This window comes from Pseudomonas sp. MLB6B (genome assembly GCF_054508135.1).
This window is the reverse complement of sequence record NZ_CP199313.1, coordinates 627,850-649,822: the sequence shown is the minus strand read 5'-3', so window position 1 is coordinate 649,822 and position 21,973 is coordinate 627,850. Positions and strand designations below refer to the sequence as shown.

Here is a 21,973-nt window from a genome sequence, read left to right as displayed (position 1 = left end):
CGGTTAGCGTTTGGGTAAGTGGGGCGCCAGATACAGGCCCAGGTACGCCTCGAATACCCGCATCCCTTCCTCGGCCATGCGCGGCGTGATGCGTTCGTGCAACTGGATCGAACGTGCATAGACCCGGTCGCTGAGCGCCATCGCCAAAGCGAACACGTCCACATCCGTGGGCAGGGCCGGCAGCTGGAAATGCCGGTCGAACACGGCTCGCATCAAGCCGTCCAGCTCCACGTCATGCTGCCGATCGGCATTGCTCACCTCACTCAACCCATGCTGTGCCAGGATCAACTGGCGTGCGGCGGCGTCCTCGCCATAGATGGCCTGGGTACGGCGCTCGATCAGGCGTGCCAGGTCGTGCCAGGTATGCAGGGCGTCGGGCTCGATCGGGGCTTGCAGGGCGGCACGGAAGGCGCGGTGGATGTCGGCGGTCAGGGCCTGGAGCAGCGCCGGTACGCTGGAGAAGAAGTGGTACACCGACGAAGGCGGGATCTGCGCGCGTTCGGCCACCCCGTAGATCGACAAACCGCCGACGCCCTGCTCGGACAACAGTTCGCGCGCCGCGGCGAGGATCGATTCGATCCTTGCCTGGCTACTGGCCCGCGGCCGGCGCGGGCCCGCAACGCGGTTCATCAGGTACTGATTGCCAGGATGCTGGCCTGGTAGGAGCCGACGAACAGGTCGAAATCACCGACTTCCTCCTGCTCCAGGCGTGTCTGTTCGACCAGGGAATTGCGCGCCAGGGCTTCGAAATGCTGCTGGCGCTCGGCATCCAGCGGCTTGCTGCGCAGGGCCTCGGCGTGGGTCAGGGTCTGGCGCATGGAGAACGCGGTGAAGCCTTCGCCGTGCTGCTGCATCGCGGCCAGTACGCGCGCCGATGGGGTCAGGGAAGCGTCTTCGACCTTGGCCTGTTGCAGGGCCAAGGCGCTGGCGTGCTCGTCGCTGCCGTGGCTCTGATCCAGCAGCTTGGCGAACGGCGCGATGCGTGCGAGCAGCTCGTTGGCCCATTCCTTCATGCCGATCGCCTGGCCGTCGCGGTGCAGTTCAAGGCCCGGACGGCGGCCCTCCTTGACCACGGCGAGGAAATTGCTGGAGCACTGCGCGCATTCGCCATTGGTGAGCTGTGGGCTGTCGTCCAGCGCACAGAGCAGCAGGAAGGCGTCGAGGAAGCGCGACTGCGGCAGGTCGATGCCCGTCGCCAGGAAGGGGTTGATGTCCAGGCAGCGCACTTCGACGTACTGCACGCCACGGGCGACCAGCGCCTGGATCGGGCGCTCGCCGGTGTAGGCGACGCGCTTGGGGCGGATGTTGGAGTAGTACTCGTTTTCGATCTGCAGCACGTTGGTGTTGAGCTGCACCCATTCGCCGTCCTTGTGCGTGCCCACCTCGACGTAGGGCGGATAGGGCGTGGCCACGGCCTGGCGCAGGCTGTCGGTGTAGCTTTCCAGGTCCTGGTAGCACGGCGTGAGGGACGCCTGGGCTTCGCTCTGGTAGCCCAGGTCGCTCATGCGCAGGCTGGTGGCGTAGGGCAGGTACAGGGTATTGGCGTCGAAGGTGTCGAGCTGGTGCGCACGGCCGCGCAGAAAGCCTGCGTCCAACGCCGGCGAGGCGCCGAACAGGTACATCAGCAGCCAGCTGTAGCGGCGGAAGTTGCGGATCAGGCCGATGTACATGCGCGACTGGAAATCGCGGTCGCTTTCCTCGCTGCTCTCGTCGTCGCGCAGCAGCGGCCACAGTGCTTCGGGCAAGGAGAAGTTGTAGTGGATGCCGGCGATGCACTGCATGGTGCGGCCGTAGCGCAGGGCCAGGCCCTTGCGGTACACGTGCTTGAGCTGGCCGATGTTCGAGGTGCCGTACTCGGCGATCGGGATGTTTTCCTCGGTCGGCAGCGGGCAGGGCATCGAAGGGCTCCACAGGTACTCGTCGCCGAGCCTTGTGTAGACGAAACGATGGATCTCTTCGAGCTGGTCCAGCACCTGGGCCGGGTCGGCCAGGGCCGGGGTGATGAATTCGAGCAGCGATTCGGAATAATCGGTGGTGATCTGCTCGTTGGTCAGTGCCGAACCCAGGGTGTGCGGGTGCGGCGTCTGGGCCAGGCGACCGTCGGCGGTCACCCGTAGGCATTCACGTTCGATGCCGTGAAGGCACTGCGCGAGCAGAGGAAGATTGGCGCCGAGCAGGCTCAGGCGGCGGTTGAGGAGGTCGCTCAAGATGGATTCCTTCACGCGTCAGTCGCCCCAATATGGGGGTAGAGTTGACGGTCTACAAGGGTAGGTAAAAAGGAACTGGCGTGGTCGCCTGATTACGCGTTCCGGCAGTGCCCCGGCACTATCGAAAATACCCTCGAAAAATACCGTAGATACCCGTTGGTGAGCTAGCGGCAGAAGAAGGTTCCCGCCTGTGTCGCCGACGTGCCTGTCGCGTGCTGGCACGTCGGCGTCGAGAGTCACTTCTTCTTCAGTTGCCGGGCATTGGCGAACAGCGACGCCATGGCGTTGTTGGCCGGTGCCAGTGCGGCGGTTTCACGCGGGCGCGGCGCTTGCTGCGGGCGGTTGCCGGCGCTGCCGCGGTTGCCGCCGCGCGGGCCGTCGACCTTCTCGCCGGGGGTGTCGCCCATGCGCATCGACAGGCCCACGCGCTTGCGCGGGATGTCCACTTCCATGACCTTGACCTTGACCACGTCGCCGGCCTTGACCGCTTCGCGCGGGTCCTTGACGAACTTTTCCGACAGCGCCGAGATGTGCACCAGGCCGTCCTGGTGCACGCCGATGTCGACGAAGGCGCCGAAGTTGGTGACGTTGGTCACCACGCCTTCGAGGATCATGCCCGGTTGCAGGTCCTTGAGGTCTTCGACGCCGTCCTGGAAGGTCGCGGTCTTGAATTCAGGACGCGGGTCGCGGCCGGGCTTGTCCAGCTCCTGAAGGATGTCGGTGACGGTCGGCAGGCCGAAGGTTTCGTCGGTGAAACGCTTGGGGTCCAGACGCTTGAGGAAGCCACTGTCGCCGATCAACGAACGGATGTCGCGATCGGTGTTGGCGGCGATGCGCTGCACCAGCGGGTAGGCCTCCGGGTGCACCGCCGAGGCGTCGAGCGGGTTGTCGCCGTTCATCACGCGCAGGAAGCCTGCGGCCTGCTCGAAGGTCTTCTCGCCCAGGCGGCTGACCTTCTTCAGCGCCGCACGGGTGGCGAACGGGCCGTTGGCGTCGCGGTGGGCGACGATGTTCTGCGCCAGGGTGGCGTTGAGCCCGGAGATGCGCGTGAGCAGCGCCACCGAAGCGGTGTTGACGTCCACGCCCACGGCGTTCACGCAGTCCTCGACCACCGCGTCCAGGCCGCGCGCCAGCTTCAGTTGCGACACATCGTGCTGGTACTGGCCGACGCCGATGGATTTGGGGTCGATCTTCACCAGCTCGGCCAGCGGATCTTGCAAGCGGCGGGCGATGGACACCGCGCCACGGATCGACACGTCCAGGTCGGGAAATTCGCGGGCGGCCAGTTCCGAAGCGGAATACACCGAGGCGCCGGCCTCGGAGACCATGACCTTGGTCATTTTCAGGGCCGGGTAGAGCTTGATCAGGTCGGCCGCCAGCTTGTCGGTCTCGCGGCTGGCGGTGCCGTTGCCAATGGCCAGCAGTTCCACCGAGTGCTTGGCGCACAGCGCGGCCAGCACGGCGAGGGTGCGGTCCCAGTCGTTGCGCGGCGCGTGCGGGTAGACGGTGGCGGTGTCGAGCAGCTTGCCGGTGGCATCGACCACGGCCACCTTGCAGCCGGTGCGCAGGCCCGGGTCCAGGCCCAGGGTGGTGCGCGGGCCGGCGGGGGCGGCCAGCAGCAGGTCGTGCAGGTTGTGGGCGAAGACGTTGATCGCCTCGCTTTCGGCTTTCTCGCGCAGCTCGCCGAGCAGGTCGGTTTCCAGGCTGGTGTAGAGCTTGACCTTCCAGGTCCAGCGCACCACTTCGGCCAGCCATTTGTCGGCCGGGCGGCCCTGCTGCTCGATGCCCACGTGCTGGCCGATCATCAGCTCGCACGGGTGCAGCGTGCCGGGTAGTTCCTCGCCGACTTTCAGGGCCGCGCCCAGCACCCCTTCGTTGCGTCCGCGGAAGATCGCCAGGGCGCGGTGCGAGGGGACGTTGCGCAGCACTTCGTCGTGGGCGAAGTAGTCGCGGAACTTGGCGCCTTCCTCCTCCTTGCCGGGCACCAGGCGGGCGCTGAGCACCGCTTCCTGCTTGAGGAAGGTGCGCAGCTTCTCGAGCAGCGCGGCGTCTTCGGCGAAACGCTCCATGAGGATGTACTTGGCGCCCTCCAGCGCGGCCTTGACGTCGGCCACGCCTTTGTCGACGTCGACGAAGCGCGCCGCTTCGCTTTCCGGCGCGCGCTGCGGGTCGTCGAAGAGGGTGTCGGCCAGCTCGCCGAGGCCGGCTTCCAAGGCGATCTGGCCCTTGGTGCGACGCTTTTGCTTGTAGGGCAGGTAGAGGTCTTCGAGGCGCGTCTTGGTGTCGGCCAGGTTGATGTCGCGGGCCAGCTCCGGGGTCAGCTTGCCTTGCTCCTGAATGCTGGACAGGATGCTCGCACGGCGCTCGTCGAGTTCGCGCAGGTAGCGCAGGCGTTCGTCGAGGTGGCGCAACTGGGTGTCGTCGAGGCTGCCGGTCACCTCCTTGCGGTAACGGGCGATGAAGGGCACCGTCGAGCCTTCGTCCAACAGGGCCACGGCCGCCTCGACCTGTTGTGGGCGGACGCCCAGTTCCTCGGCGATACGGCTGTTGATGCTGTCCATGAAAACCACCTGACAATGTGTGAATACTGAAGGCTGCGGCAGGCGCCCGGCGCCGGCCACCGCGATGAAAGCGGCGCATTATACCCATCGTGTCCGGCGTGCGGTGATAGCCTCAGGCCAGCCCCGGAGGCAGGGAAGTGGCACCTGGGGAAAAATCTGTTAACAATGCACCGAACACGCGGCTTTAGCGGCTACGCCATAATGCGCACCGACATCAGAGGAGCTATTCATGAGTGGCACTGCAAACAACGTTGAAGGCGAGAAGATTCTCATCGTCGATGACGATCCCGGGCTGAGCAGCCTGCTCGAGCGTTTCTTCACCAGCAAGGGCTATCGCGTGCGTGCGGTGCCCAATGTCGAGCACATGGACCGCTTGCTGGCGCGCGAAGTCTTCAACCTGGTGGTGCTCGACCTCATGCTTCCCGGCGAAGACGGCCTGTCAGCCTGCCGCCGTCTGCGTGCCTCGAACAACCAGATCCCGATCATCATGCTCACCGCCAAAGGCGACGAACTGAGCCGCATCAAGGGCCTGGAGCTGGGCGCCGACGACTACCTGGCCAAACCGTTCAACCCCGACGAGCTGGTCGCTCGGGTCAAAGCCGTGCTGCGCCGGCAGTCTCCCAGCGTACCGGGCGCGCCGGGCAGCGAAGACGAAACCGTCACCTTCGGCGACTACGAGCTGTCGCTGGCCACCCGCGAGCTCAAGCGCGGCGACGAAACCCACATGCTCACCACGGGCGAATTCGCCGTGCTCAAGGCGCTGGTCATGCACGCCCGCGAGCCGCTGACCCGCGACAAGCTGATGAACCTGGCCCGTGGCCGCGAATGGGATGCGCTGGAGCGCTCCATCGACGTGCAGATCTCACGCCTGCGCCGCATGATCGAACCCGACCCGTCCAAGCCGCGCTATATCCAGACCGTCTGGGGCGTGGGTTATGTCTTCGTGCCGGACGGCAACGCCGGTAAATGAAGCGCCGTCGGCAGGGCGACGGTCCAGCAGCAGGGCGATCCGTAGGGGTCGCCCTGCTTGCGTCTGTATCCATCCTGCCATCTCGTCGAGCGTGTCTCGGCCTTGCCCCACAGTAGTCGTGCCGATGAAAACGCCCCTCTGGTTCCCGCAAAGCTTCTTCTCCCGCACCCTCTGGCTGGTGCTGATCGTCGTGCTGTTTTCCAAGGCGCTGACGCTGGTCTACCTGCTGATGAACGAAGACGTGCTGGTCGATCGCCAGTACAGCCATGGCGTGGCCCTGACCCTGCGTGCGTATTGGGCGGCGGACGAAGAGAACCGCGACCGCATCGCCGAAGCGGCAGGGCTGATCCGCGTGACCGGCGCTGGGGTGCCCGAAGGCGAGCAGCACTGGCCGTACAGCGAGATCTACCAGCGCCAGATGCAGGCCGAACTGGGCGACGACACCGAGGTGCGGCTGCGCATCCACGCGCCGCCCGCGCTGTGGGTCAACGCGCCGAGCCTGGGGCCGGGCTGGCTCAAGGTGCCGCTGTACCCGCACCCGCTGCGCGGGCAGAAGATCTGGAACGTGCTCGGCTGGTTCCTGGCCATCGGGCTGCTGTCCACGGCGTCGGCGTGGATCTTCGTGCGTCAGCTCAACCAACCGCTCAAGCGCCTGGTGTTCGCCGCCCGGCAACTGGGCCAGGGGCGCAGCGTGCGCCTGCCTATCAGCGACACGCCAAGCGAAATGGCCGAGGTCTATCGCTCGTTCAACCAGATGGCCGAAGACGTCGAACAGGCCGGACGCGAGCGCGAGCTGATGCTGGCCGGGGTCTCCCACGACCTGCGCACACCCTTGACGCGGTTGCGGCTGTCGCTGTCGCTGATGGGCTCGGAGGGCGATCTGGCCGACGACATGGTGCGCGACATCGAAGACATGGACGCGATCCTCGACCAGTTCCTGGCCTTCATCCGCGATGGCCGCGACGAGCCGGTCGAAGAGCTCGACCTCAACGACCTGATCCACGACGTGGTCGACCCTTACAACCAGCCCGAAGAGCGGGTGCGTCTGTGCCTGGAGCCGATCCCGCCGTTCCCGCTTCGGCGAATATCGCTCAAGCGCATGCTCGACAACCTGATCGGCAATGCCCTGCACCATGCCGGGCAGGGCGTGGAAGTCGCGGCCTACGTCTCCGGCGACCACAGCGCGCCCTATGTGGTGCTGAGCGTGCTCGACCGCGGCACCGGCATCGACGAATCGGAGTTGCAAAGCATCTTCAACCCGTTCATCCGTGGCGACCGGGCGCGCGGCGGCAAGGGCACCGGCCTGGGGCTGGCGATCGTCAAGCGGATCGCCGCGCAGCATGGCGGCAACGTCGAGCTGCGTAATCGCTCGGGTGGCGGTATCGAAGCGCGGGTGCGCTTGCCCCTGGGGTTGATGCTGCCGCGCAACGCCGTCTGACCCGCTGTTGAAACGACGAGGCCCGATACGTATCGGGCCTCGTCGTTTTCAGCCTTTGCCCTTGGTACGGGTCTGGTTGGGCCCGCCGTTCTTTTCCAGATGCTCGATGATCATGCCGGCCACGTCCTTGCTGGTGGTGACCTCGATGCCTTCCAGGCCAGGCGAGGAATTGACCTCCATCACCAGCGGGCCGTGGTTGGAGCGCAGAATGTCGACCCCGGCTACGCTCAAACCCATGACCTTGGCCGCGCGAATGGCCGTCATGCGCTCTTCGGGGGTGATCTTGATCAGGCTGGCCACACCGCCACGGTGCAGGTTCGAGCGAAACTCTCCGGGCTTGGCCTGACGCTTCATCGAGGCGATGACCTTGTCGCCCACCACGAAGCAGCGGATGTCGGCGCCACCGGCTTCCTTGATGTATTCCTGGACCATGATGTTCTGCTTCAAGCCCATGAAGGCTTCGATCACCGATTCGGCGGCCTTGGTGGTTTCGCACAGCACCACACCGATGCCTTGGGTGCCCTCGAGCACCTTGATCACCAACGGCGCGCCATTGACCATCTGGATCAGGTCGGGAATGTCGTCGGGCGAATGGGCGAAGCCTGTGACCGGCAGACCAATGCCGCGGCGCGACAGCAATTGCAGCGAGCGCAGCTTGTCGCGCGAGCGGGCGATGGCCACCGATTCGTTCAGCGGGTAGACACCCATCATCTCGAACTGGCGCAACACCGCGCAGCCGTAGAACGTCACCGACGCGCCGATACGCGGAATGACCGCATCGAAGCCTTCCAGGGGCTTGCCTCGGTAGTGGATCTGCGGTTTATGGCTGGCGATGTTCATGTACGCACGGAGCGTATCGATGACCACCATCTCATGGCCACGCTGGGTGCCAGCCTCGACCAGACGGCGGGTGGAATACAGACGCGGATTGCGCGAAAGCACGGCGATCTTCATGCGACACCTGTGGCGGGGAAAGTAGCGGCCGGATAGGCCGGTTTGTCCTGAACGTATTTCAATCCTGGGTTCACTACCAATTGACCGTGGACGAGGGCTTTCGAGCCAATCAAAAGTCGATATCGCATACTTTTGCGGCACGTCAGGGTGAACTCCACCTCCCACAGCCGATCGCCCAGGGCCAGGGTGGTACGAATGACGTAGCGAGTTTGCGTGTGGCCGTTGGAGCTTCTGACCCGTTTGATCGACACCAGCGGAGCCTCGCACGGGTGGTGCCGCTGGCGCTCCAGGGTGCCCAGGTGGGCGATGAAGCGTACCCACGGCTGGCCATCGCGCTCGAACGGCTCGATCTCGGTGGCATGTAGGCTGGAGGTGCTGGCGCCGGTGTCGATCTTGGCCCGCAGGCCAGCGACGCCCAGGCCCGGCAGGGCGACCCACTCGCGCAGGCCGATCACACTCAGATGGTCAAATGTCTTCACGAAACAGGCCCTGCGGATAAGGTGGTGCACTGTAAGCACCGCACGGACTTTTTGCATCCGCAAGTGAAGGTAGTACAGTTCTTCGAACGAAAGAATTCGAGGGAAAAAGATGACGAACAAAGCCGAAGACGACGACAAAGTTCGCCTCGACAAATGGCTCTGGGCCGCACGCTTCTACAAAACCCGTGCCCTGGCCAAGGCCGCCATCGAGAGCGGCAAGGTGCACTGCCGTGGCGAGCGCTGCAAGCCGGGCAAGGAGCCCCGTGTTGGCGACCAGTTCGTGTTGCGTACGGGCTTCGACGAAAAGACCGTGGTGGTCAAGGCGCTGTCGACGGTGCGCCGCGGCGCGCCCGAGGCGCAGACGCTGTACGAGGAAACCGAAGAGAGCATCCGCCAGCGCGAGAAGGCCGCCGAATTGCGCAAGGCCGGCGCCGTGGGCATGACCACCGATGGACGGCCGAACAAGAAGCAGCGGCGGCAGATCCACCAGTTGCACGGCCATTTCGACTGACGCAAGCGGGACGAGCATGCAGCAGCGTCCCGCCTGCGCGTCTCAGACGCGGTTGACGATGCTCATGCCCCTGACCAGCGGCAGTTTCTGCAAGCCGCGGAACAGCGGCGCCGTCCAGCGCACCAGGGCCGCGCTCGACTTGGCGGCGAACGGGGTGAAGCAGCTCCAGCCCAGGGCCAGCACGGCCATCAACAGGCCGCCGATGTAGTCGTCCTGGCCCCAATGGGCGCCGGCGACCAGGCGCGGCAGCATGAACAGCAGCGCCAAGGCCCAGATCGCCACATGCTGCAACGAACGGCGGGCGAACAGGCTCATGAACAGTGCCCAGATCAGCAGCACCGAGGCATGGTCGCCGGGGAAGCTCTTGCTCGAACGGTCCTTGAGCTCCCAGGATTTTTCCAGGTTCGGGTAGTAGTCGCTCAGGTGCACGGCGCTGTCGAACTGCATCGACGGGCTGGCGTGTTGCCAACCCATGGCGTCGACCCACTTGGAAAACACTGCGCGAATCACCACTAACAGCAGCAGGGTGACCAGAAAGCCGAAGAAGGCCTCGCGTACCTGGAAGGCCCTGAACACCCAATCACCGCGGATCAGCAGCGCCAGCATGATCAGGCCCACGATGATGTCGAAGGGACGCAGGCTGCCCACGGTCCAGATCAGGCGCCAGGTGGTGTTGTCCGCCAACGGCGCATTGAGCGTGTGAAACAGCCACTCGTCGAAAGTCAGGCAAAGGATCTGGCCAAATGGCCACAACCAGAAACACAGTAAGGCGATGGGCAGCGCGGTGCAGGCTGCCAATGGGCCCCAACGCCACCTGGCTTGGAACAGTGGTTGATTGTCCATAAGATACCTTCTAATCAGCAGCAAAAAATAAGAGCGCTTGTGACAGCGCTCGGTGGCGGGATTTCCTCCGCTTCACAATATTTTGACATTATTTTCAGATACCCGAACTGCGGAATTTATGAGCGATATGCCTGACACCGATTTCACCCAGCGTTTCCTTTTCGACGACCGCGACATTCGCGGCGAATGGGTATCGCTCGACGACAGCTACGCCCAGGTGCTGGCCCGTCATGCCTATCCTGCGCCGGTCGCGGCTTTGCTCGGCGAGCTGATGGCGGCCACGGCCCTGCTCATCGGCGCCTTGAAGTTCGACGGCCTGCTTATCCTGCAGGCGCGCTCTTCGGGGCCGATTCCCCTGCTGATGGTCGAGTGCTCGAGCGCGCACGAGATCCGCGGGGTCGCTCGCTACGAAGCCGAGCAGATCCCGGCGCAGGCGTCCCTGGCCGAGCTGATGCCCGACGGCCACCTCACGCTGACCATCGACCCGATCAAGGGCCAGCGCTATCAAGGCACGGTCGACCTCGACGGTGCCGACATCGCCGAATGCTTCACCAACTACTTCCTGCAATCGCAGCAGCTCAACACCCGTTTCTGGCTCGACGCCAGCCAGGGCAAGGCCCGTGGCCTGTTGCTGCAACAACTGCCGGTGGATCGTCAGCCCGATGACGAAGAGCGCGAGGAAAGCTGGCAGCACGTTCTGGCCCTGGCCAGCACGCTCAAGGCCGAGGAGTGGGCCGAGAGCAACGAAACCTTGCTGCACCGCCTGTTCCACGAAGACGCCGTGCGCCTGTTCGACGGGCAGTCGTTGCGCTTCCATTGCAGCTGCTCGCGCGAACGTTCCGGCAACGCGCTGGCGAGCCTGGGCGAAGCCGATGCACTGGCTTTGGTCGAAGAATGCGGCGGCCAAGTAGAGGTCGATTGCCAGTTCTGCAACGAGCGTTATGTCTTCGACATCAGCGACGTGGAGCAGCTGTTCCACGGCGGTGGCACCGAGACCCCCTCAGAAACTCGCCACTGAAACGTTTAAGCCCGAGACATTCTCCTGTCGAATTGCGCTAAACCCCCGTTCTGACAGGAGGGGTCTACTTTTTTTGGGCGTTTCTGGCATAATCCGGCCACTTTTTTCCACTGTAGTAGTTATTTACAGACGACTACAAAAACGTTCGGAGCACTCGGCCTCGGGCCGGATGAGGAAGCCTCATGACGCAAGCCAACAACACCGTGCACACCGACCTCAGCGTCGATGAACTGGTAAAAGAAGCGCTGTCCCGCGGTGAAGGCGTGCTGGCCGATACAGGCGCGCTGGTTGTGGAAACCGGCCACCGTACTGGCCGCTCGCCGGCTGATCGTTTCATCGTCGAAGAGCCCTCCACGCAAGAAGCCATTGCCTGGGGCCCGATCAACCGCAAGTTCCCGGCCGACAAGTTCGACGCCTTGTGGGACCGCGTGCAGGCCTTCAACGATGCCCAGGACCACTTCGTTTCCTACGTCCACGTAGGGGCCTCCGCCGAGCACTACCTGCCGGTCAAGATGACCACGCAAACCGCTTGGCAGAACCTGTTCGGCCGCTGCCTGTTCATCAACCCGCAGCAGTACAACCCGGCGGGCCGCGATGAATGGCAAGTGCTCAACGTCGCCAACTTCGAGTGCGTACCCGAGCGTGACGGCACCAACTCCGACGGTTGCGTGATCATCAACTTCGCGCAGAAAAAAGTTCTCATCGCCGGTATGCGCTACGCCGGCGAAATGAAAAAAGCCATGTTCTCGGTGCAGAACTTCCTGCTGCCAGCCGCCGACGTGCTGCCCATGCACTGCGCCGCCAACATCGGCGAAGACGGCGACGTGACGCTGTTCTTCGGCCTGTCCGGCACCGGCAAGACCACTCTGTCGGCCGACGAAAGCCGTTACCTGATCGGTGACGACGAGCACGGCTGGGGCGAGGGCGTGGTCTTCAACATGGAAGGCGGCTGCTATGCCAAGTGCATCGACCTGTCCGAGAAGAACGAGCCGGTCATCTGGAAAGCCATCAAGCACGGCGCGGTGCTGGAAAACGTCGTCATCGACGAGGCCAAGCATGCCGACTACACCAACGTCAGCCTGACCCAGAACAGCCGCGCGGCCTACCCGCTGGAGCACGTAGCCAAGCGTTCGGAACAGAACCTGGGCGGCGAGCCCAATGCCGTGATCTTCCTGACCTGCGACCTGACCGGCGTATTGCCGCCCGTGTCGATCCTCAACAACGAGCAGGCGGCCTACCACTTCCTGTCCGGTTACACCGCACTGGTCGGTTCCACCGAAATGGGTTCGGGCAGCGGCATCAAGTCGACCTTCTCCACCTGCTTCGGCGCGCCGTTCTTCCCGCGTCCGGCTGGCGAGTACGCCGAACTGTTGATCAAACGCATCAACGGTTTCGGCTCGAAAGTCTATCTGGTCAACACCGGCTGGACCGGCGGCGGCTACGGTGTGGGCAAGCGTTTCAACATCCCCACTACCCGCGCGGTGATCGCTGCGATTCAGAGCGGGGCGTTGATCGGTGCCGAAACCGAGCACGTCGCCACCATCAACCTCGATGTGCCCAAGGCCGTTCCGGGCGTCGACACCGAGCTGCTCAACCCGCGCAACACCTGGGCTGACCAAGCGGCCTACGACGAAGCCGCCAAAGGTCTGGCCAAGCTGTTCGTCGAGAACTTCAAGAAGTTCGACGTCTCGGACGCCATCGTTGCGGCAGGCCCTCAGCTGTAAGGCGCGCCAGCGATGGAAAAGAGCCGCCCCTCGGGGCGGCTTTTTCGTGCCCGATCAAAACCTCCCGGTTAGAGGTAAGCGTGCTCCTATAGATATTCTGGTTATTAATAAATAGCCCATTATTCCTTTAAGTATATAAAAGCAGCTTTATACTCCCCCGAAATCGACACATTTCAGGGAGTCTCCCCATGCGCAACGAAACGATCCGCTACTTGATCGTGCCGGGCTGGCAAGGATCGCCAGACGACCATTGGCAAAGCCACTGGCAGCGCACGTTGCCCAACAGCAGCCGAGTCGAGCAGGCCGATTGGGTCACGCCGCAGCGCGAAGATTGGGTCGCCGCGCTGGAGCAGGCCATTCTTGCCGACGCTTCGCCGGTGATTCTGGTGGCCCACAGCCTGGGCTGCGTCACCGTGGCCCATTGGGCCGCCCAGGCCAATGCGCGGCTGCTGCAACAGGTGCGCGGCGCCTTGCTGGTGGCGCCGGCCGACGTCGAGCGCGCTGGTTGCGCGCCGGCATTGCGCAATTTCGCGCCCATTCCGTTGCAGCGCCTGCCGTTCGCTACCCAAGTGGTGAGCGCCGACAACGACGCGGCGGTCAGCGTGCCGCGCGCGGTGTTCCTGGCTCAGGCCTGGGGCGCGGAGATGGGGCTGTTGCCCGGCGCCGGGCACATCAACGTCAAGTCCGGCCATGAGCGCTGGGAGCAAGGCTTCGCCTTTCTTTACCGTCTTCAGGGCCGCGCCGAGCAACACCTGTTGCGCCGCGCCTGAGCGACGCCGCCACCTTTCGCATCACCGCAGGCGCCGTGTACGGAGCGTCTGCCTGGAGCACCCCCATGAGTCTGCAACATACATTCGGCCAGCCACTGTTGACCTTCCCCGAACTCGACAAGAGCCCGCTGAGCATCCGCGCCAAGGCGCTGGTGTTCGTCGATGCCCGCTCCCAGCAGTTGCGTGAGCAGCTCGAGCGTCTGGCGCCGCTGCCCGTGCCGGTGCTGGTTCGTGGCGAGACCGGCACGGGCAAGGAGCTGCTGGCAAGGCACGTACACCGAGCCAGCGACCGCAGCGGCCTGTTCGTGTCGGTCAACTGCGCTGCGATCAGCCCCACCTATGCCGATGCCGAGTTGTTCGGCTACCGCGCCGGCAGCCAGGGCGGCACCGCCAGTGGACGCGCCGGCTGGTTCGGCTCGGCCAACGGCGGCACCCTGTACCTGGATGAAATTGCCGACCTGCCCCTGGCTATCCAGGGCAAGCTGCTGGCCGCTCTGGAAAACCGCGAAGTGACCCGGGTCGGTGCGCAGCAGCCGCAGGCGGTGGACGTGCGCCTGGTGGCGGCCTCGAGCATCGAACTGGCCGGTGCCGTTCGCGCCGGCCGTTTCAACGAAGGCCTGTACCGTTATCTGCAAGAAGGCGAACTGGTGTTGCCGGCCCTGCGCGAACGGGTGGGCGACATTCTGCCGTTGGCCGAGTATTTCGTCGGCATCTACAGCGCACGGCTGGACCGGCCTTTGCCGCTGCTCAGCGAAGCGGCGCAACTGGCACTCGAAGCCCACGACTGGCCCGGCAACACCCGCGAGCTGGAGAACGTCATCCATTTCGCGTTGCTGACCAGCAGCGACGATGAAATCCAGGCTCAGGACCTTGGCTTGATCCAGCACGATCCGATCACGGCGTTGGCCGCGGATGCCGCGCAGATCGCGCGCAGTCGCGAGCCGCAGACCCTGGCACGCCTACGCGAAACCCTGGCGCAGGCCCTGGCGGCACTGGGCTGAGGCAGCGGCGGAGCGTACTAGAACCTGGCCTTGTGCCAGCGGTTATAACGCTGTGCTTTTTTGGCATAAGAAACTCGTTGAAATAGATTGTGAAGGCATAAGAAATCCCGGTATCTTCCGCTTCACGCCGGCCACAGCTTGGGGTCGGTCTCTGACTCCGCCATCGCCGATGGTCATCGAACTCCTAAGGAACACTATGAAGAAGACCCTGTTGACCACGGCCCTGGCCGCTGCTCTGTCGTTCGCGGGCCTGGCCAGTGCCGCCGAGAAACTGGTGGTCGCCGCCACGCCGATCCCACATGCCGAGATCCTCGAGCTGATCAAGCCGACCTTGGCCAAAGAGGGTGTGGACCTGGAGATCAAGGTCTTCACCGACTACGTGCAGCCCAACGTGCAGGTCGACCAGAAGCGTCTGGATGCCAACTACTTCCAGACCCTGCCGTACCTCAATAGCTTCAACGAAGGCAAAGGCACGCACCTGGAAACCGTGGTCGGTGTACATGTCGAGCCCTTCGGCGGCTACTCGAAGAAGGTCAAGAGCCTGGACGAGCTGAAGCAGGGCGCTACCGTCGCCATCCCCAACGAGGGCAGCAACAGCGGTCGCGCCCTGTTGCTGTTGCAGAAGGCCGGTCTGATCACCTTGAAAGACCCGACCAATGCCCTGGCGACGCCCAAGGACATCGCCGAGAACAAGAAGGGTCTCAAGTTCCGCGAACTGGAATCGGCCATGCTGCCGCGCGTGCTGGACCAAGTCGACCTGGACATGATCAACACCAACTACGCGCTGGAAGCGGGTCTGAACCCGGCCAAGGACGCCTTGGTCATCGAAGGCAGCGACTCGCCGTACGTCAACTTCCTGGTAGCGCGGCCCGACAACAAGGACAGCGACGCCATCCAGAAGCTGGCCAAAGCACTGACCAGCCCGGAAGTGAAAGCCTTCATCGAAAAGAAATACCAAGGTGCGGTACTGCCGGCGTTCTGATTCGCCGCTTCGAACCTGCTTTGGACAACGCCGACGCTTTTGCGTCGGCGTTGTCGTTTCTGGTAGTTCGAATGGTTCGAAGCTGTGGTGGACCAGGCACCAAGGGGCTTGAACGCAATGGCAACGAGGGAGCGCCGAGGAGCGATTCAAGCGATCAAGCGAGGAGATATAGATATGCAATAAAAGTATTTAGAAAAAAATTCTTATGCCTTTAGAGTCTACCTGCGGCGTCCACCGGCCCGCTCCCAAGACTATCTGCGACGCCGAGCCACCCTCGCGCCGCCCCTGGAATATCTACCATGCCGTACCCCGTCCAACCTGTGTCGAGACGCCAGCCATGACGTTCGATACCGCCTTCATGCTCAGCACTTTGCCAGCCTTCTTCAGCGCCGTGGGCGTCACCCTGCAGGTGGGTCTCATCGCCATTTGCACCTCGTTGCTGGTGGCCGTGCTCAATGCGGCGATCCTGGTACTGCGTACACCGTACCTGGGGCGTCTGGTCAAAGGCTACGTGGAGCTGGCGCGTAACACGCCGCTGCTCATCCAACTGTTCTTCGTCTATTTCGCCTTGCCCAGCCTGGGCGTCAAGGTGTCTGGCTTCACCGCGGCAATCATCACCATGACCTTCATGGGCGGCGCCTACCTCACCGAGGTGCTGCGCGCCGGGGTCGAGGCGGTGCCGCGCGCTCAGCTCGAATCGGGCCGTTCGATCGGCTTGTCCGAAGGGCAGTTGCTACGCCACGTGATCCTGCCCCAGGCGGGCATCCTGAGCCTGCCGGCGCTGTTCGCCAACTTCGTCTTCCTGCTCAAGGAAACCACCGTGGTGTCGGCGGTGGCGGTGGCGGAAATCCTCTACACGACCAAGAACTACATCGCTCTGTATTACAAGACCTACGAAATGCTCACGGTGCTGACGTTGTTGTGTCTGCTGCTGTTCCTGCCCCTGTCGCTATTGCTGCGCCATGTCGAAAGGAGGTTGCAACATGGCCAGTTCGGCAGTTGAGTTGCTGCTGGTGTCCCTGCCGCAACTGGCCAGGGGCGCGTCGCAGACCTTGGCCATCTCGGCCTTGGGCATCGTCTTCGCGACCTTGGGCGGCGTGCTGTACGGCGTGCTGTCGACACTGGGCAAGCGTTGGCTGAACATCGCCTTGCAGGTGTACCTGGAGCTGTTTCGCGCCATTCCGGTGCTGGTCTGGCTGTACCTGGTGTTCTTCGGCTTGCCGATCTTCTTCGCTTTGAGCATTCCGAGCTTCTGGTGCGCGGTGCTGGTGCTGGGGCTGTGGGGCGCCAGCGAAATCGGCGAGGTGGTGCGCGGCGCGTTGACCTCGCTGCCGCGCGGCCAGCGCGAGGCGGGTTTGTCCATCGGGCTGTCGGGGCCGCAGCTGTACGGTTTCGTGCTGCTGCCCCAGGCGCTCAAGCGCATGACCCCGCCGACCATCAACATCTACACGCGCATCGTCAAGACCAGTTCCCTGGCCGTGCTGATCGGCGTGGTCGAGGTCATCAAGGCCGGCCAGCAGATCATCGAGCGCACCTATGAATCGGTGCTGATCTACGGCGTGCTGTTTCTGTTCTTCTTTTTCGTCTGCTATCCGCTTTCCGCCGCCTCGCGCGCGTTGGAACGGCGCTGGGCCCACTCATGAGCGCATTGATCGAATTCCAGGGTTTCAACAAGTTCTTCGGCGAGCACCAGGTGCTCAAGGACGTCGACCTGCAGGTGCAGGCCGGCGAAGTGGTGGTCATTCTCGGCCCCAGCGGCTGTGGCAAGAGCACCTTGCTGCGCTGCCTCAATGGCCTGGAGGAGGCCCACAGCGGCAGCCTGCGCCTCGACGGCCAGGAGCTGCTGCGCGCCGGCACCGACTGGCGCCAGGTGCGCCAGCGGGTAGGAATGGTGTTCCAGAGCTACCACCTGTTCGGCCACATGAGCGTGATCGACAACCTGCTGCTCGGCCCGCTCAAGGTGCAGCAGCGCCCGCGCGCCGAGGCCCTGGCGCAGGCCGAAGCGCTGCTGGCGCGGGTCGGCCTGCTGGACAAGCGCGACGCCTTTCCCCGGCAGCTGTCGGGTGGCCAGCAGCAGCGCATCGCCATCGTCCGCTCGCTGTGCATGAACCCGCAGGTGATGTTGTTCGACGAGGTCACCGCCGCCCTGGACCCGGAGATGGTCAAGGAAGTGCTGCAGGTGATCCAGGGTCTGGCCCGCGACGGCATGACCCTGCTCATCGTCACCCACGAAATGGCCTTCGCCCGCGCGGTGGCCGACCGCATTCTGTTCATGGAGGCCGGCAGGATCCTTGAACACAGCGACCCCGAGAGCTTCTTCAGCCAACCGCGAACCGCACGCGCGCAGCAGTTCCTGGACAAATTCTCCTTTGTCGAAAGCCTGCCGAAGACACCACACAAGGAACTGTCATGAAAACTGCCCCCTTCAGCAAACTGCTGCTCTCGCTGCTCGGCCTGGCCCTTCTGGCCGGCTGCGACAAACCTGCGTCAAGCGACACCGCGGCGGCGGCCAAACCGGCTGCCTCGACCAGCTACCTGGAGACCATCAAGGCCCGCGACAAGCTGGTCGTCGGCGTCTTCACCGACAAGCCGCCGTTCGGCTTCGTCGATGAGAAGGGCCGCTACGTGGGCTTCGACACCGACATCGGCCGGCGTCTGGCCAAGGACCTGCTCGGCGACGAGAACAAGGTCGAGTTCGTGGCCGTGGAACCGGCCAGCCGCATCCCGTTCCTGCAAAGCGACAAGGTCGATCTGATCCTGGCCAACATGACCGTCACCCCGGAGCGCAAGGAAGCGGTGGACTTCACCAACCCCAACCTGCGCGTGGCGGTGCAGGCCCTGGTCGCCGACGGCAGCCCGGTGAAATCCCTGGACGACCTGGCCGACAAGACCACCATCGTCACCACCGGCACCACGGCCGATATATGGCTGACCAAGAACCATCCCGACTGGAAACTGCTCAAGTTCGAGAAGAACAGCGAGTCGCTGCAGGCACTGGCTAACGGTCGTGGCGATGCCTATGCCCAGGACAACCTGATCCTGTTCAGCTGGGCCAAGCAGAACCCAGGCTATCGCGTGCTGCCGCAATTGCTGGGCGAAGAAGCGCCGATCGCCCCGGCGGTGAAGAAGGGCAACACCGAGCTGCGCGACTGGGTCAATGCCGAGTTGGCCAAACTGGGCGAGGAGAAATTCCTGCTCAAGCTGTACGACCAGTACGTGCGCAAGGAGCTGAGCGACGACACCAAGCCGGAAAGCGTGATCGTCGAAGGGGGTAAGTGGCAGGGGTGATGGGGCTGAGGGATAGCGCGTTGCGGCGGTTGGGCCGGCTGCGCCGGCCATCGCGGCTGAAGCCGCTCCTACAGGTGGTTAGGCCGGCTGCGCCGGCCATCGCGGCTGAAGCCGCTCCTACAAGGGCGTGAGCTGCACCCCAAAGGTGAACGGGTGTCCAGCATTTGAGGTGCAGCTCACCGGACTGTGGGAGCGGCCGGTTCGGCGCTCCGATCAGCCGCGATGGTCGGCATAGCCGGCCCTAGCCAGGCCTACACCGATTCAGCGTCTTTCCGGCAGAAAGCGCAAGGTGCTCTTCGCCGGTATCACCCCCATGCGCACTGTGCGATAGCGCCCCTGCACATAATCCTCGGCCTGGTCGGCATAGTGGCTGTCGAACGGCACGCCGCTCTGGCCCACCGGGTTGATGCTCAAGGCCTGGCCGGCATCGGCGAAGTCGATCAGGCGCCGCGTCGACGGGCCGTAGTTCACCGGCCAGGGCGCAGGGCCGAGTTTGGCCGAGAGGTTGTTCGGCACCTCATGGCTGCCGGGCGCGGCGAAGGGCCCCACATCGAACAGCAGGTTCAACGGCTTCTGCTGCCCCAGCGGATGGCGGTGGGTGAGGGTGTGCGCCTTGCCCCATTGCCAGCCGTTGGGGTCGTTGCCGTACAGCTCACCCAGGTGCGCCAGGCTGCGCTGCCAGGCCAGGCGCACGATGGCGGTGCGGTCGGTGGCCTGGGCGCTGCCACGTGAGGCCCACCAGGGCGAGTCGGCGTCGGCGGCCAGGCGCGGCAGCGCGGCGTCGATGGCGCGGGTGCTGATCAGCATGTCGAACCAGGTGTCGCCCAGCTCGTCGTGCAGGGCTGCATAGGCCAGCTCGTAGAGGAACTGGGTGAACAGCGTGGCGCTGGTCGAGTCGAGCGGGTAGTCGCCCGTCCAGGCCGCCAACTGCTCGACCAGTTCGCGTTGCTCGACGCCTTCGGCCACTTGGCGCAGGGTGCCGAGCAGCGGCGCCAGGGTGCGTGGGCCGTAGTCGGTGGCGGTCTGCAACTGCAGTGCCTGGCTGTTGTGCACGTCCCAGGCCATGTGCGGGTCGGCGAGCTGGCGCTGCAATTGCCGGCCGCGGTCGGGCAGGTTGTAGTAGCCAGGGATCGGCTGGGCGGCGGCGGGTTGCGCGTTGGCCGAAACGATGTAGCCCGCCTCGGGGTTCTCCTGCTGCGGGTTGGCGCTGAATGGCTGGAAGCCGAACTTGTCGGCCTGGGCGCTGCTGCCGTCGAGGATGAACGTCGGGTTCACGCCCGGCGGGCGCACCGGCAACCGCGCCGCTGCCCACCAGCCGATGTCGCCACGGGCGTTGGCCCACACCAGGTTGAGCCCCGGCGCGTGGATCTGCACGGCGGCCGCGCGCATCTTGTCCAGACTGTCGGCGCGGTTGACGCGATAGAAGGCTTCGAGAATTGGGTTCTCGGTTTCCAGAAAGGTCCACCACAAGGCGATGGGCGCAGCGCCTGCGGCATCGCCCAGCACGTCGTTGACGATGGGGCCGTGGGGCGAGCGGCGCAGGTCGAGGGTGACCGCAGCCTCGCCCTTGACCGCGACCTGCTGCCGGGTGTGTCGCAGCGCCTGCCAGCGGCCGTCGACCCATACCTGGTCAGGGTCGCTGGGGTTGGGCTTTTCAGCGACCAGGTCGACATCGTCGTTCTGGAACATGGTCAGGCTCCAGCCGAAGTCGCGGTTGTGCCCGAGCAGGGCGAAGGGGTTGAGCGCCTGGAAGTGGCCGTACAGGTTGAAGCCCGGTGCCGACAGCTCGGCCTCGTACCACACCGACGGCACGGCGAAACCGATGTGCGGATCGCCCGCCAGCAACGGGTAGCCGCTGCGGGTGCGGCTGCCGGCCACGGCCCAGGCGTTGCTGCCTTCGAACTGGGCGATGCCCGCCTCACCCAGCGCCTGCCGGCTGAGCCGGGCCAGGCCTTCGAGGCTGCGCCAGTCCTGGGCTGCCAGCGTGGGCGGCAAGGCACCACCGGGTTGCCAGTCGAGGTCGAAGATCGCCAGGTAGTCGGCGCCGAGCCGATCGCGCACGTAGGTCAGCGCCGGCTCGGTGCGGAAGGCGGCGGCGAAGCTGTAGGCCAGGTAGCCGGCCACGCTCAGGGTATCTTCGGCGGTGAAGGGACGCTCGGCGATGCCCAGCAGGTCGAACTCCACGGGCCGAGGGTGGCTGGCCTGCCAGGCGTTGACACCGTCCAGGTAGCGCTCCAGCGCTTGCCAGGATGGCGACTGGTGGTCGGCACGCTCGACCATGCGCGCGGCCTGCTCGCGAATGCGCAGGCTGCGGAACAGGCGGTCGGTGGGCACCAGCGCGCGGCCCAGTACCTCGGCCAGCTCGCCACGGGCCAGGCGCCGCACCATTTCCATCTGGAACAGGCGGTCCTGGGCGTGTACGTAGCCCAGGGCGCGGTACAGGTCGGCTTCGTTGTCGGCCTGGATGTGCGGCACGCCGCGCTCGTCGTAGCGCACGCTGACCGGCGCCTGCAGGCCGGCCAGCGCCCGTTCGCCGCTGCGCTGCGGCTGTTTGCTGTGCAGGTACCAGGCACTGGCGGCGATCAGGATCGAAGTCGCGCCCAAGGCGCCGATGAGCAAACGACGTTTCACAATGCGGCCTCGCGGTCCGACCAGGGGCAGTAGCAGCCCACGGCCAAGGTGTTGGTGGCACTCACCGAGCGCCCGGCGCGCAGGGCGGTGAGGATGGGTTCGATGAAGCTGTTGCCCGAGGTGCAGACGGCGCCTTCGCTGTACGGCCCAACGTACACCAATGTGCCTTGACGGTCCCAGATGGCCACGGCCGGACTGGCCGGCAGGGTCTCGCTGCCGGGCAGGCCCGGCAACTCGCGCAGGGCCTTGAGCGCCGCCGGCAACTGGCCATGGCTGCCGGGCTTGCGTAGCGCATAGAAGGCGATGTCGTCGCCCGCGAACCGCTCCAGCAGCTCGGCCAGGTGTTGCTGGTTGCCGACGTTGCAGGGGCAGGCCGGGTCCCAGAAGTGCACCACGCGGATGGGGCCAGGGCCGGCCAGGCCGGCGGGCAGGCGCAGTGCCTCGCCCGCAAACAGCGTGGCGCGGTCGTCGAAGCTGCGCAGGTAGCGGGCCTGGAACTGGGCATAGGCGAGCCAGGCGACGACGGCGCAGGCCAGGATCGGCAAGGCGATCCACAAGGTAGAGCGAGGGCGACTGGGCATGATCGATCCATGGAC

Annotated in this window: 20 protein-coding genes; 12 read left to right on the top strand and 8 right to left on the bottom strand. The window is 64.7% G+C overall.

Going from position 1 to position 21,973, the window contains the following annotated elements; genetic code table 11:
* Positions 1 to 3: 3 nt before the first annotated feature.
* From ACSMEV_RS02720 to ACSMEV_RS02710, 3 genes are all read right to left on the bottom strand, one after another.
* Entirely contained in the window at positions 4 to 630 is a 627-nt protein-coding gene (locus ACSMEV_RS02720) for a TetR/AcrR family transcriptional regulator (RefSeq protein WP_459207152.1), read from the bottom strand.
* On the bottom strand, positions 630 to 2,222 hold the full coding sequence (gene gshA, locus ACSMEV_RS02715) for a glutamate--cysteine ligase (protein WP_459207151.1): 1,593 nt from the start codon (positions 2,220 to 2,222) through the stop codon (positions 630 to 632). The genes ACSMEV_RS02720 and gshA overlap by 1 nt, the downstream gene beginning before the upstream one ends.
* 221 nt (positions 2,223 to 2,443) lie before the next feature.
* Positions 2,444 to 4,768: a Tex family protein gene (locus tag ACSMEV_RS02710; RefSeq protein WP_459207150.1), complete on the bottom strand. Its 2,325-nt coding sequence runs from the start codon at positions 4,766 to 4,768 to the stop codon at positions 2,444 to 2,446.
* Positions 4,769 to 4,997: 229 nt separating this feature from the next.
* Here ACSMEV_RS02710 and ompR point away from each other — a divergent pair, with 229 nt between their 5' ends.
* Together ompR and ACSMEV_RS02700 are read left to right on the top strand one after the other, a co-directional pair.
* Positions 4,998 to 5,738, top strand: coding sequence for an osmolarity response regulator transcription factor OmpR (ompR, locus tag ACSMEV_RS02705; protein WP_296266708.1), 741 nt, complete (start codon positions 4,998 to 5,000; stop codon positions 5,736 to 5,738).
* 124 nt (positions 5,739 to 5,862) lie between these two features.
* Complete coding sequence (locus ACSMEV_RS02700) at positions 5,863 to 7,176, top strand: ATP-binding protein (RefSeq protein WP_413045857.1); 1,314 nt, start codon at positions 5,863 to 5,865, stop codon at positions 7,174 to 7,176.
* Between the two features lie 48 nt (positions 7,177 to 7,224).
* On the opposite strand, the gene rimK is transcribed toward ACSMEV_RS02700, so the two are convergent.
* Positions 7,225 to 8,130: a 30S ribosomal protein S6--L-glutamate ligase gene (rimK, locus tag ACSMEV_RS02695; protein WP_296266703.1), complete on the bottom strand. Its 906-nt coding sequence runs from the start codon at positions 8,128 to 8,130 to the stop codon at positions 7,225 to 7,227.
* Entirely contained in the window at positions 8,127 to 8,609 is a 483-nt protein-coding gene (gene rimB, locus ACSMEV_RS02690) for a retropepsin-like aspartic endopeptidase RimB (protein ID WP_459207149.1), read from the bottom strand. Before rimB ends, rimK begins: the two co-directional genes overlap by 4 nt.
* A gap of 109 nt (positions 8,610 to 8,718) precedes the next feature.
* Here rimB and ACSMEV_RS02685 point away from each other — a divergent pair, with 109 nt between their 5' ends.
* Complete coding sequence (locus ACSMEV_RS02685; RefSeq protein ID WP_459207148.1) at positions 8,719 to 9,120, top strand: RNA-binding S4 domain-containing protein; 402 nt, start codon at positions 8,719 to 8,721, stop codon at positions 9,118 to 9,120.
* A 42-nt stretch (positions 9,121 to 9,162) separates the two neighbouring features.
* On the opposite strand, the gene ACSMEV_RS02680 is transcribed toward ACSMEV_RS02685, so the two are convergent.
* Positions 9,163 to 9,963: a phosphatase PAP2 family protein gene (locus tag ACSMEV_RS02680; protein WP_459207147.1), complete on the bottom strand. Its 801-nt coding sequence runs from the start codon at positions 9,961 to 9,963 to the stop codon at positions 9,163 to 9,165.
* Between the two features lie 118 nt (positions 9,964 to 10,081).
* Here ACSMEV_RS02680 and hslO point away from each other — a divergent pair, with 118 nt between their 5' ends.
* The 9 genes from hslO to ACSMEV_RS02635 all read left to right on the top strand — a co-directional run bounded on the left by hslO (position 10,082) and on the right by ACSMEV_RS02635 (position 18,746).
* Positions 10,082 to 10,981: an Hsp33 family molecular chaperone HslO gene (gene hslO / locus ACSMEV_RS02675; protein ID WP_296266695.1), complete on the top strand. Its 900-nt coding sequence runs from the start codon at positions 10,082 to 10,084 to the stop codon at positions 10,979 to 10,981.
* A gap of 182 nt (positions 10,982 to 11,163) precedes the next feature.
* Positions 11,164 to 12,705, top strand: coding sequence for a phosphoenolpyruvate carboxykinase (locus ACSMEV_RS02670; protein WP_459207146.1), 1,542 nt, complete (start codon positions 11,164 to 11,166; stop codon positions 12,703 to 12,705).
* 188 nt (positions 12,706 to 12,893) lie between these two features.
* The gene (locus tag ACSMEV_RS02665; protein WP_459207145.1) at positions 12,894 to 13,475 is read left to right on the top strand and encodes an alpha/beta hydrolase; all 582 of its coding nucleotides are present in this window, start codon (positions 12,894 to 12,896) and stop codon (positions 13,473 to 13,475) included.
* Positions 13,476 to 13,540: 65 nt separating this feature from the next.
* Complete coding sequence (locus ACSMEV_RS02660) at positions 13,541 to 14,476, top strand: sigma 54-interacting transcriptional regulator (protein ID WP_459207144.1); 936 nt, start codon at positions 13,541 to 13,543, stop codon at positions 14,474 to 14,476.
* Positions 14,477 to 14,672: 196 nt separating this feature from the next.
* On the top strand, positions 14,673 to 15,458 hold the full coding sequence (locus ACSMEV_RS02655) for a MetQ/NlpA family ABC transporter substrate-binding protein (protein ID WP_296266687.1): 786 nt from the start codon (positions 14,673 to 14,675) through the stop codon (positions 15,456 to 15,458).
* Positions 15,459 to 15,795: 337 nt separating this feature from the next.
* Positions 15,796 to 16,461, top strand: coding sequence for an amino acid ABC transporter permease (locus tag ACSMEV_RS02650; protein WP_459207143.1), 666 nt, complete (start codon positions 15,796 to 15,798; stop codon positions 16,459 to 16,461).
* Complete coding sequence (locus ACSMEV_RS02645; RefSeq protein WP_459207142.1) at positions 16,442 to 17,101, top strand: amino acid ABC transporter permease; 660 nt, start codon at positions 16,442 to 16,444, stop codon at positions 17,099 to 17,101. The genes ACSMEV_RS02650 and ACSMEV_RS02645 overlap by 20 nt, the downstream gene beginning before the upstream one ends.
* On the top strand, positions 17,098 to 17,871 hold the full coding sequence (locus ACSMEV_RS02640; protein WP_459207141.1) for an amino acid ABC transporter ATP-binding protein: 774 nt from the start codon (positions 17,098 to 17,100) through the stop codon (positions 17,869 to 17,871). Before ACSMEV_RS02645 ends, ACSMEV_RS02640 begins: the two co-directional genes overlap by 4 nt.
* Complete coding sequence (locus ACSMEV_RS02635) at positions 17,868 to 18,746, top strand: transporter substrate-binding domain-containing protein (protein ID WP_459207140.1); 879 nt, start codon at positions 17,868 to 17,870, stop codon at positions 18,744 to 18,746. Before ACSMEV_RS02640 ends, ACSMEV_RS02635 begins: the two co-directional genes overlap by 4 nt.
* 261 nt (positions 18,747 to 19,007) lie before the next feature.
* Here the strand turns inward: ACSMEV_RS02635 and ACSMEV_RS02630 are convergent, their stop codons facing one another.
* Positions 19,008 to 21,377 carry a penicillin acylase family protein gene (locus ACSMEV_RS02630; protein WP_459207139.1) on the bottom strand — a complete coding sequence of 790 codons (2,370 nt, stop codon included), beginning with the start codon at positions 21,375 to 21,377 and terminating at the stop codon, positions 19,008 to 19,010.
* Entirely contained in the window at positions 21,374 to 21,958 is a 585-nt protein-coding gene (locus tag ACSMEV_RS02625) for a DUF6436 domain-containing protein (RefSeq protein ID WP_459207138.1), read from the bottom strand. Before ACSMEV_RS02625 ends, ACSMEV_RS02630 begins: the two co-directional genes overlap by 4 nt.
* Between the last annotated feature and the right edge of the window lie 15 nt (positions 21,959 to 21,973).

Coding starts and splice junctions, on each gene's coding strand:
- ACSMEV_RS02650 (WP_459207143.1), top strand. CDS start 15,796: ATGACGTTCGATACCGCCTTCATGCTCAGCACTTTGCCAGCCTTCTTC.
- ompR (WP_296266708.1), top strand. CDS start 4,998: ATGAGTGGCACTGCAAACAACGTTGAAGGCGAGAAGATTCTCATCGTC.
- ACSMEV_RS02700 (WP_413045857.1), top strand. CDS start 5,863: ATGAAAACGCCCCTCTGGTTCCCGCAAAGCTTCTTCTCCCGCACCCTC.
- ACSMEV_RS02660 (WP_459207144.1), top strand. CDS start 13,541: ATGAGTCTGCAACATACATTCGGCCAGCCACTGTTGACCTTCCCCGAA.
- ACSMEV_RS02685 (WP_459207148.1), top strand. CDS start 8,719: ATGACGAACAAAGCCGAAGACGACGACAAAGTTCGCCTCGACAAATGG.
- ACSMEV_RS02710 (WP_459207150.1), bottom strand. CDS start 4,768: ATGGACAGCATCAACAGCCGTATCGCCGAGGAACTGGGCGTCCGCCCA.
- ACSMEV_RS02625 (WP_459207138.1), bottom strand. CDS start 21,958: ATGCCCAGTCGCCCTCGCTCTACCTTGTGGATCGCCTTGCCGATCCTG.
- ACSMEV_RS02645 (WP_459207142.1), top strand. CDS start 16,442: ATGGCCAGTTCGGCAGTTGAGTTGCTGCTGGTGTCCCTGCCGCAACTG.
- rimK (WP_296266703.1), bottom strand. CDS start 8,130: ATGAAGATCGCCGTGCTTTCGCGCAATCCGCGTCTGTATTCCACCCGC.
- ACSMEV_RS02665 (WP_459207145.1), top strand. CDS start 12,894: ATGCGCAACGAAACGATCCGCTACTTGATCGTGCCGGGCTGGCAAGGA.
- ACSMEV_RS02680 (WP_459207147.1), bottom strand. CDS start 9,963: ATGGACAATCAACCACTGTTCCAAGCCAGGTGGCGTTGGGGCCCATTG.
- ACSMEV_RS02635 (WP_459207140.1), top strand. CDS start 17,868: ATGAAAACTGCCCCCTTCAGCAAACTGCTGCTCTCGCTGCTCGGCCTG.
- hslO (WP_296266695.1), top strand. CDS start 10,082: ATGAGCGATATGCCTGACACCGATTTCACCCAGCGTTTCCTTTTCGAC.
- ACSMEV_RS02670 (WP_459207146.1), top strand. CDS start 11,164: ATGACGCAAGCCAACAACACCGTGCACACCGACCTCAGCGTCGATGAA.
- ACSMEV_RS02640 (WP_459207141.1), top strand. CDS start 17,098: ATGAGCGCATTGATCGAATTCCAGGGTTTCAACAAGTTCTTCGGCGAG.
- ACSMEV_RS02720 (WP_459207152.1), bottom strand. CDS start 630: ATGAACCGCGTTGCGGGCCCGCGCCGGCCGCGGGCCAGTAGCCAGGCA.
- ACSMEV_RS02655 (WP_296266687.1), top strand. CDS start 14,673: ATGAAGAAGACCCTGTTGACCACGGCCCTGGCCGCTGCTCTGTCGTTC.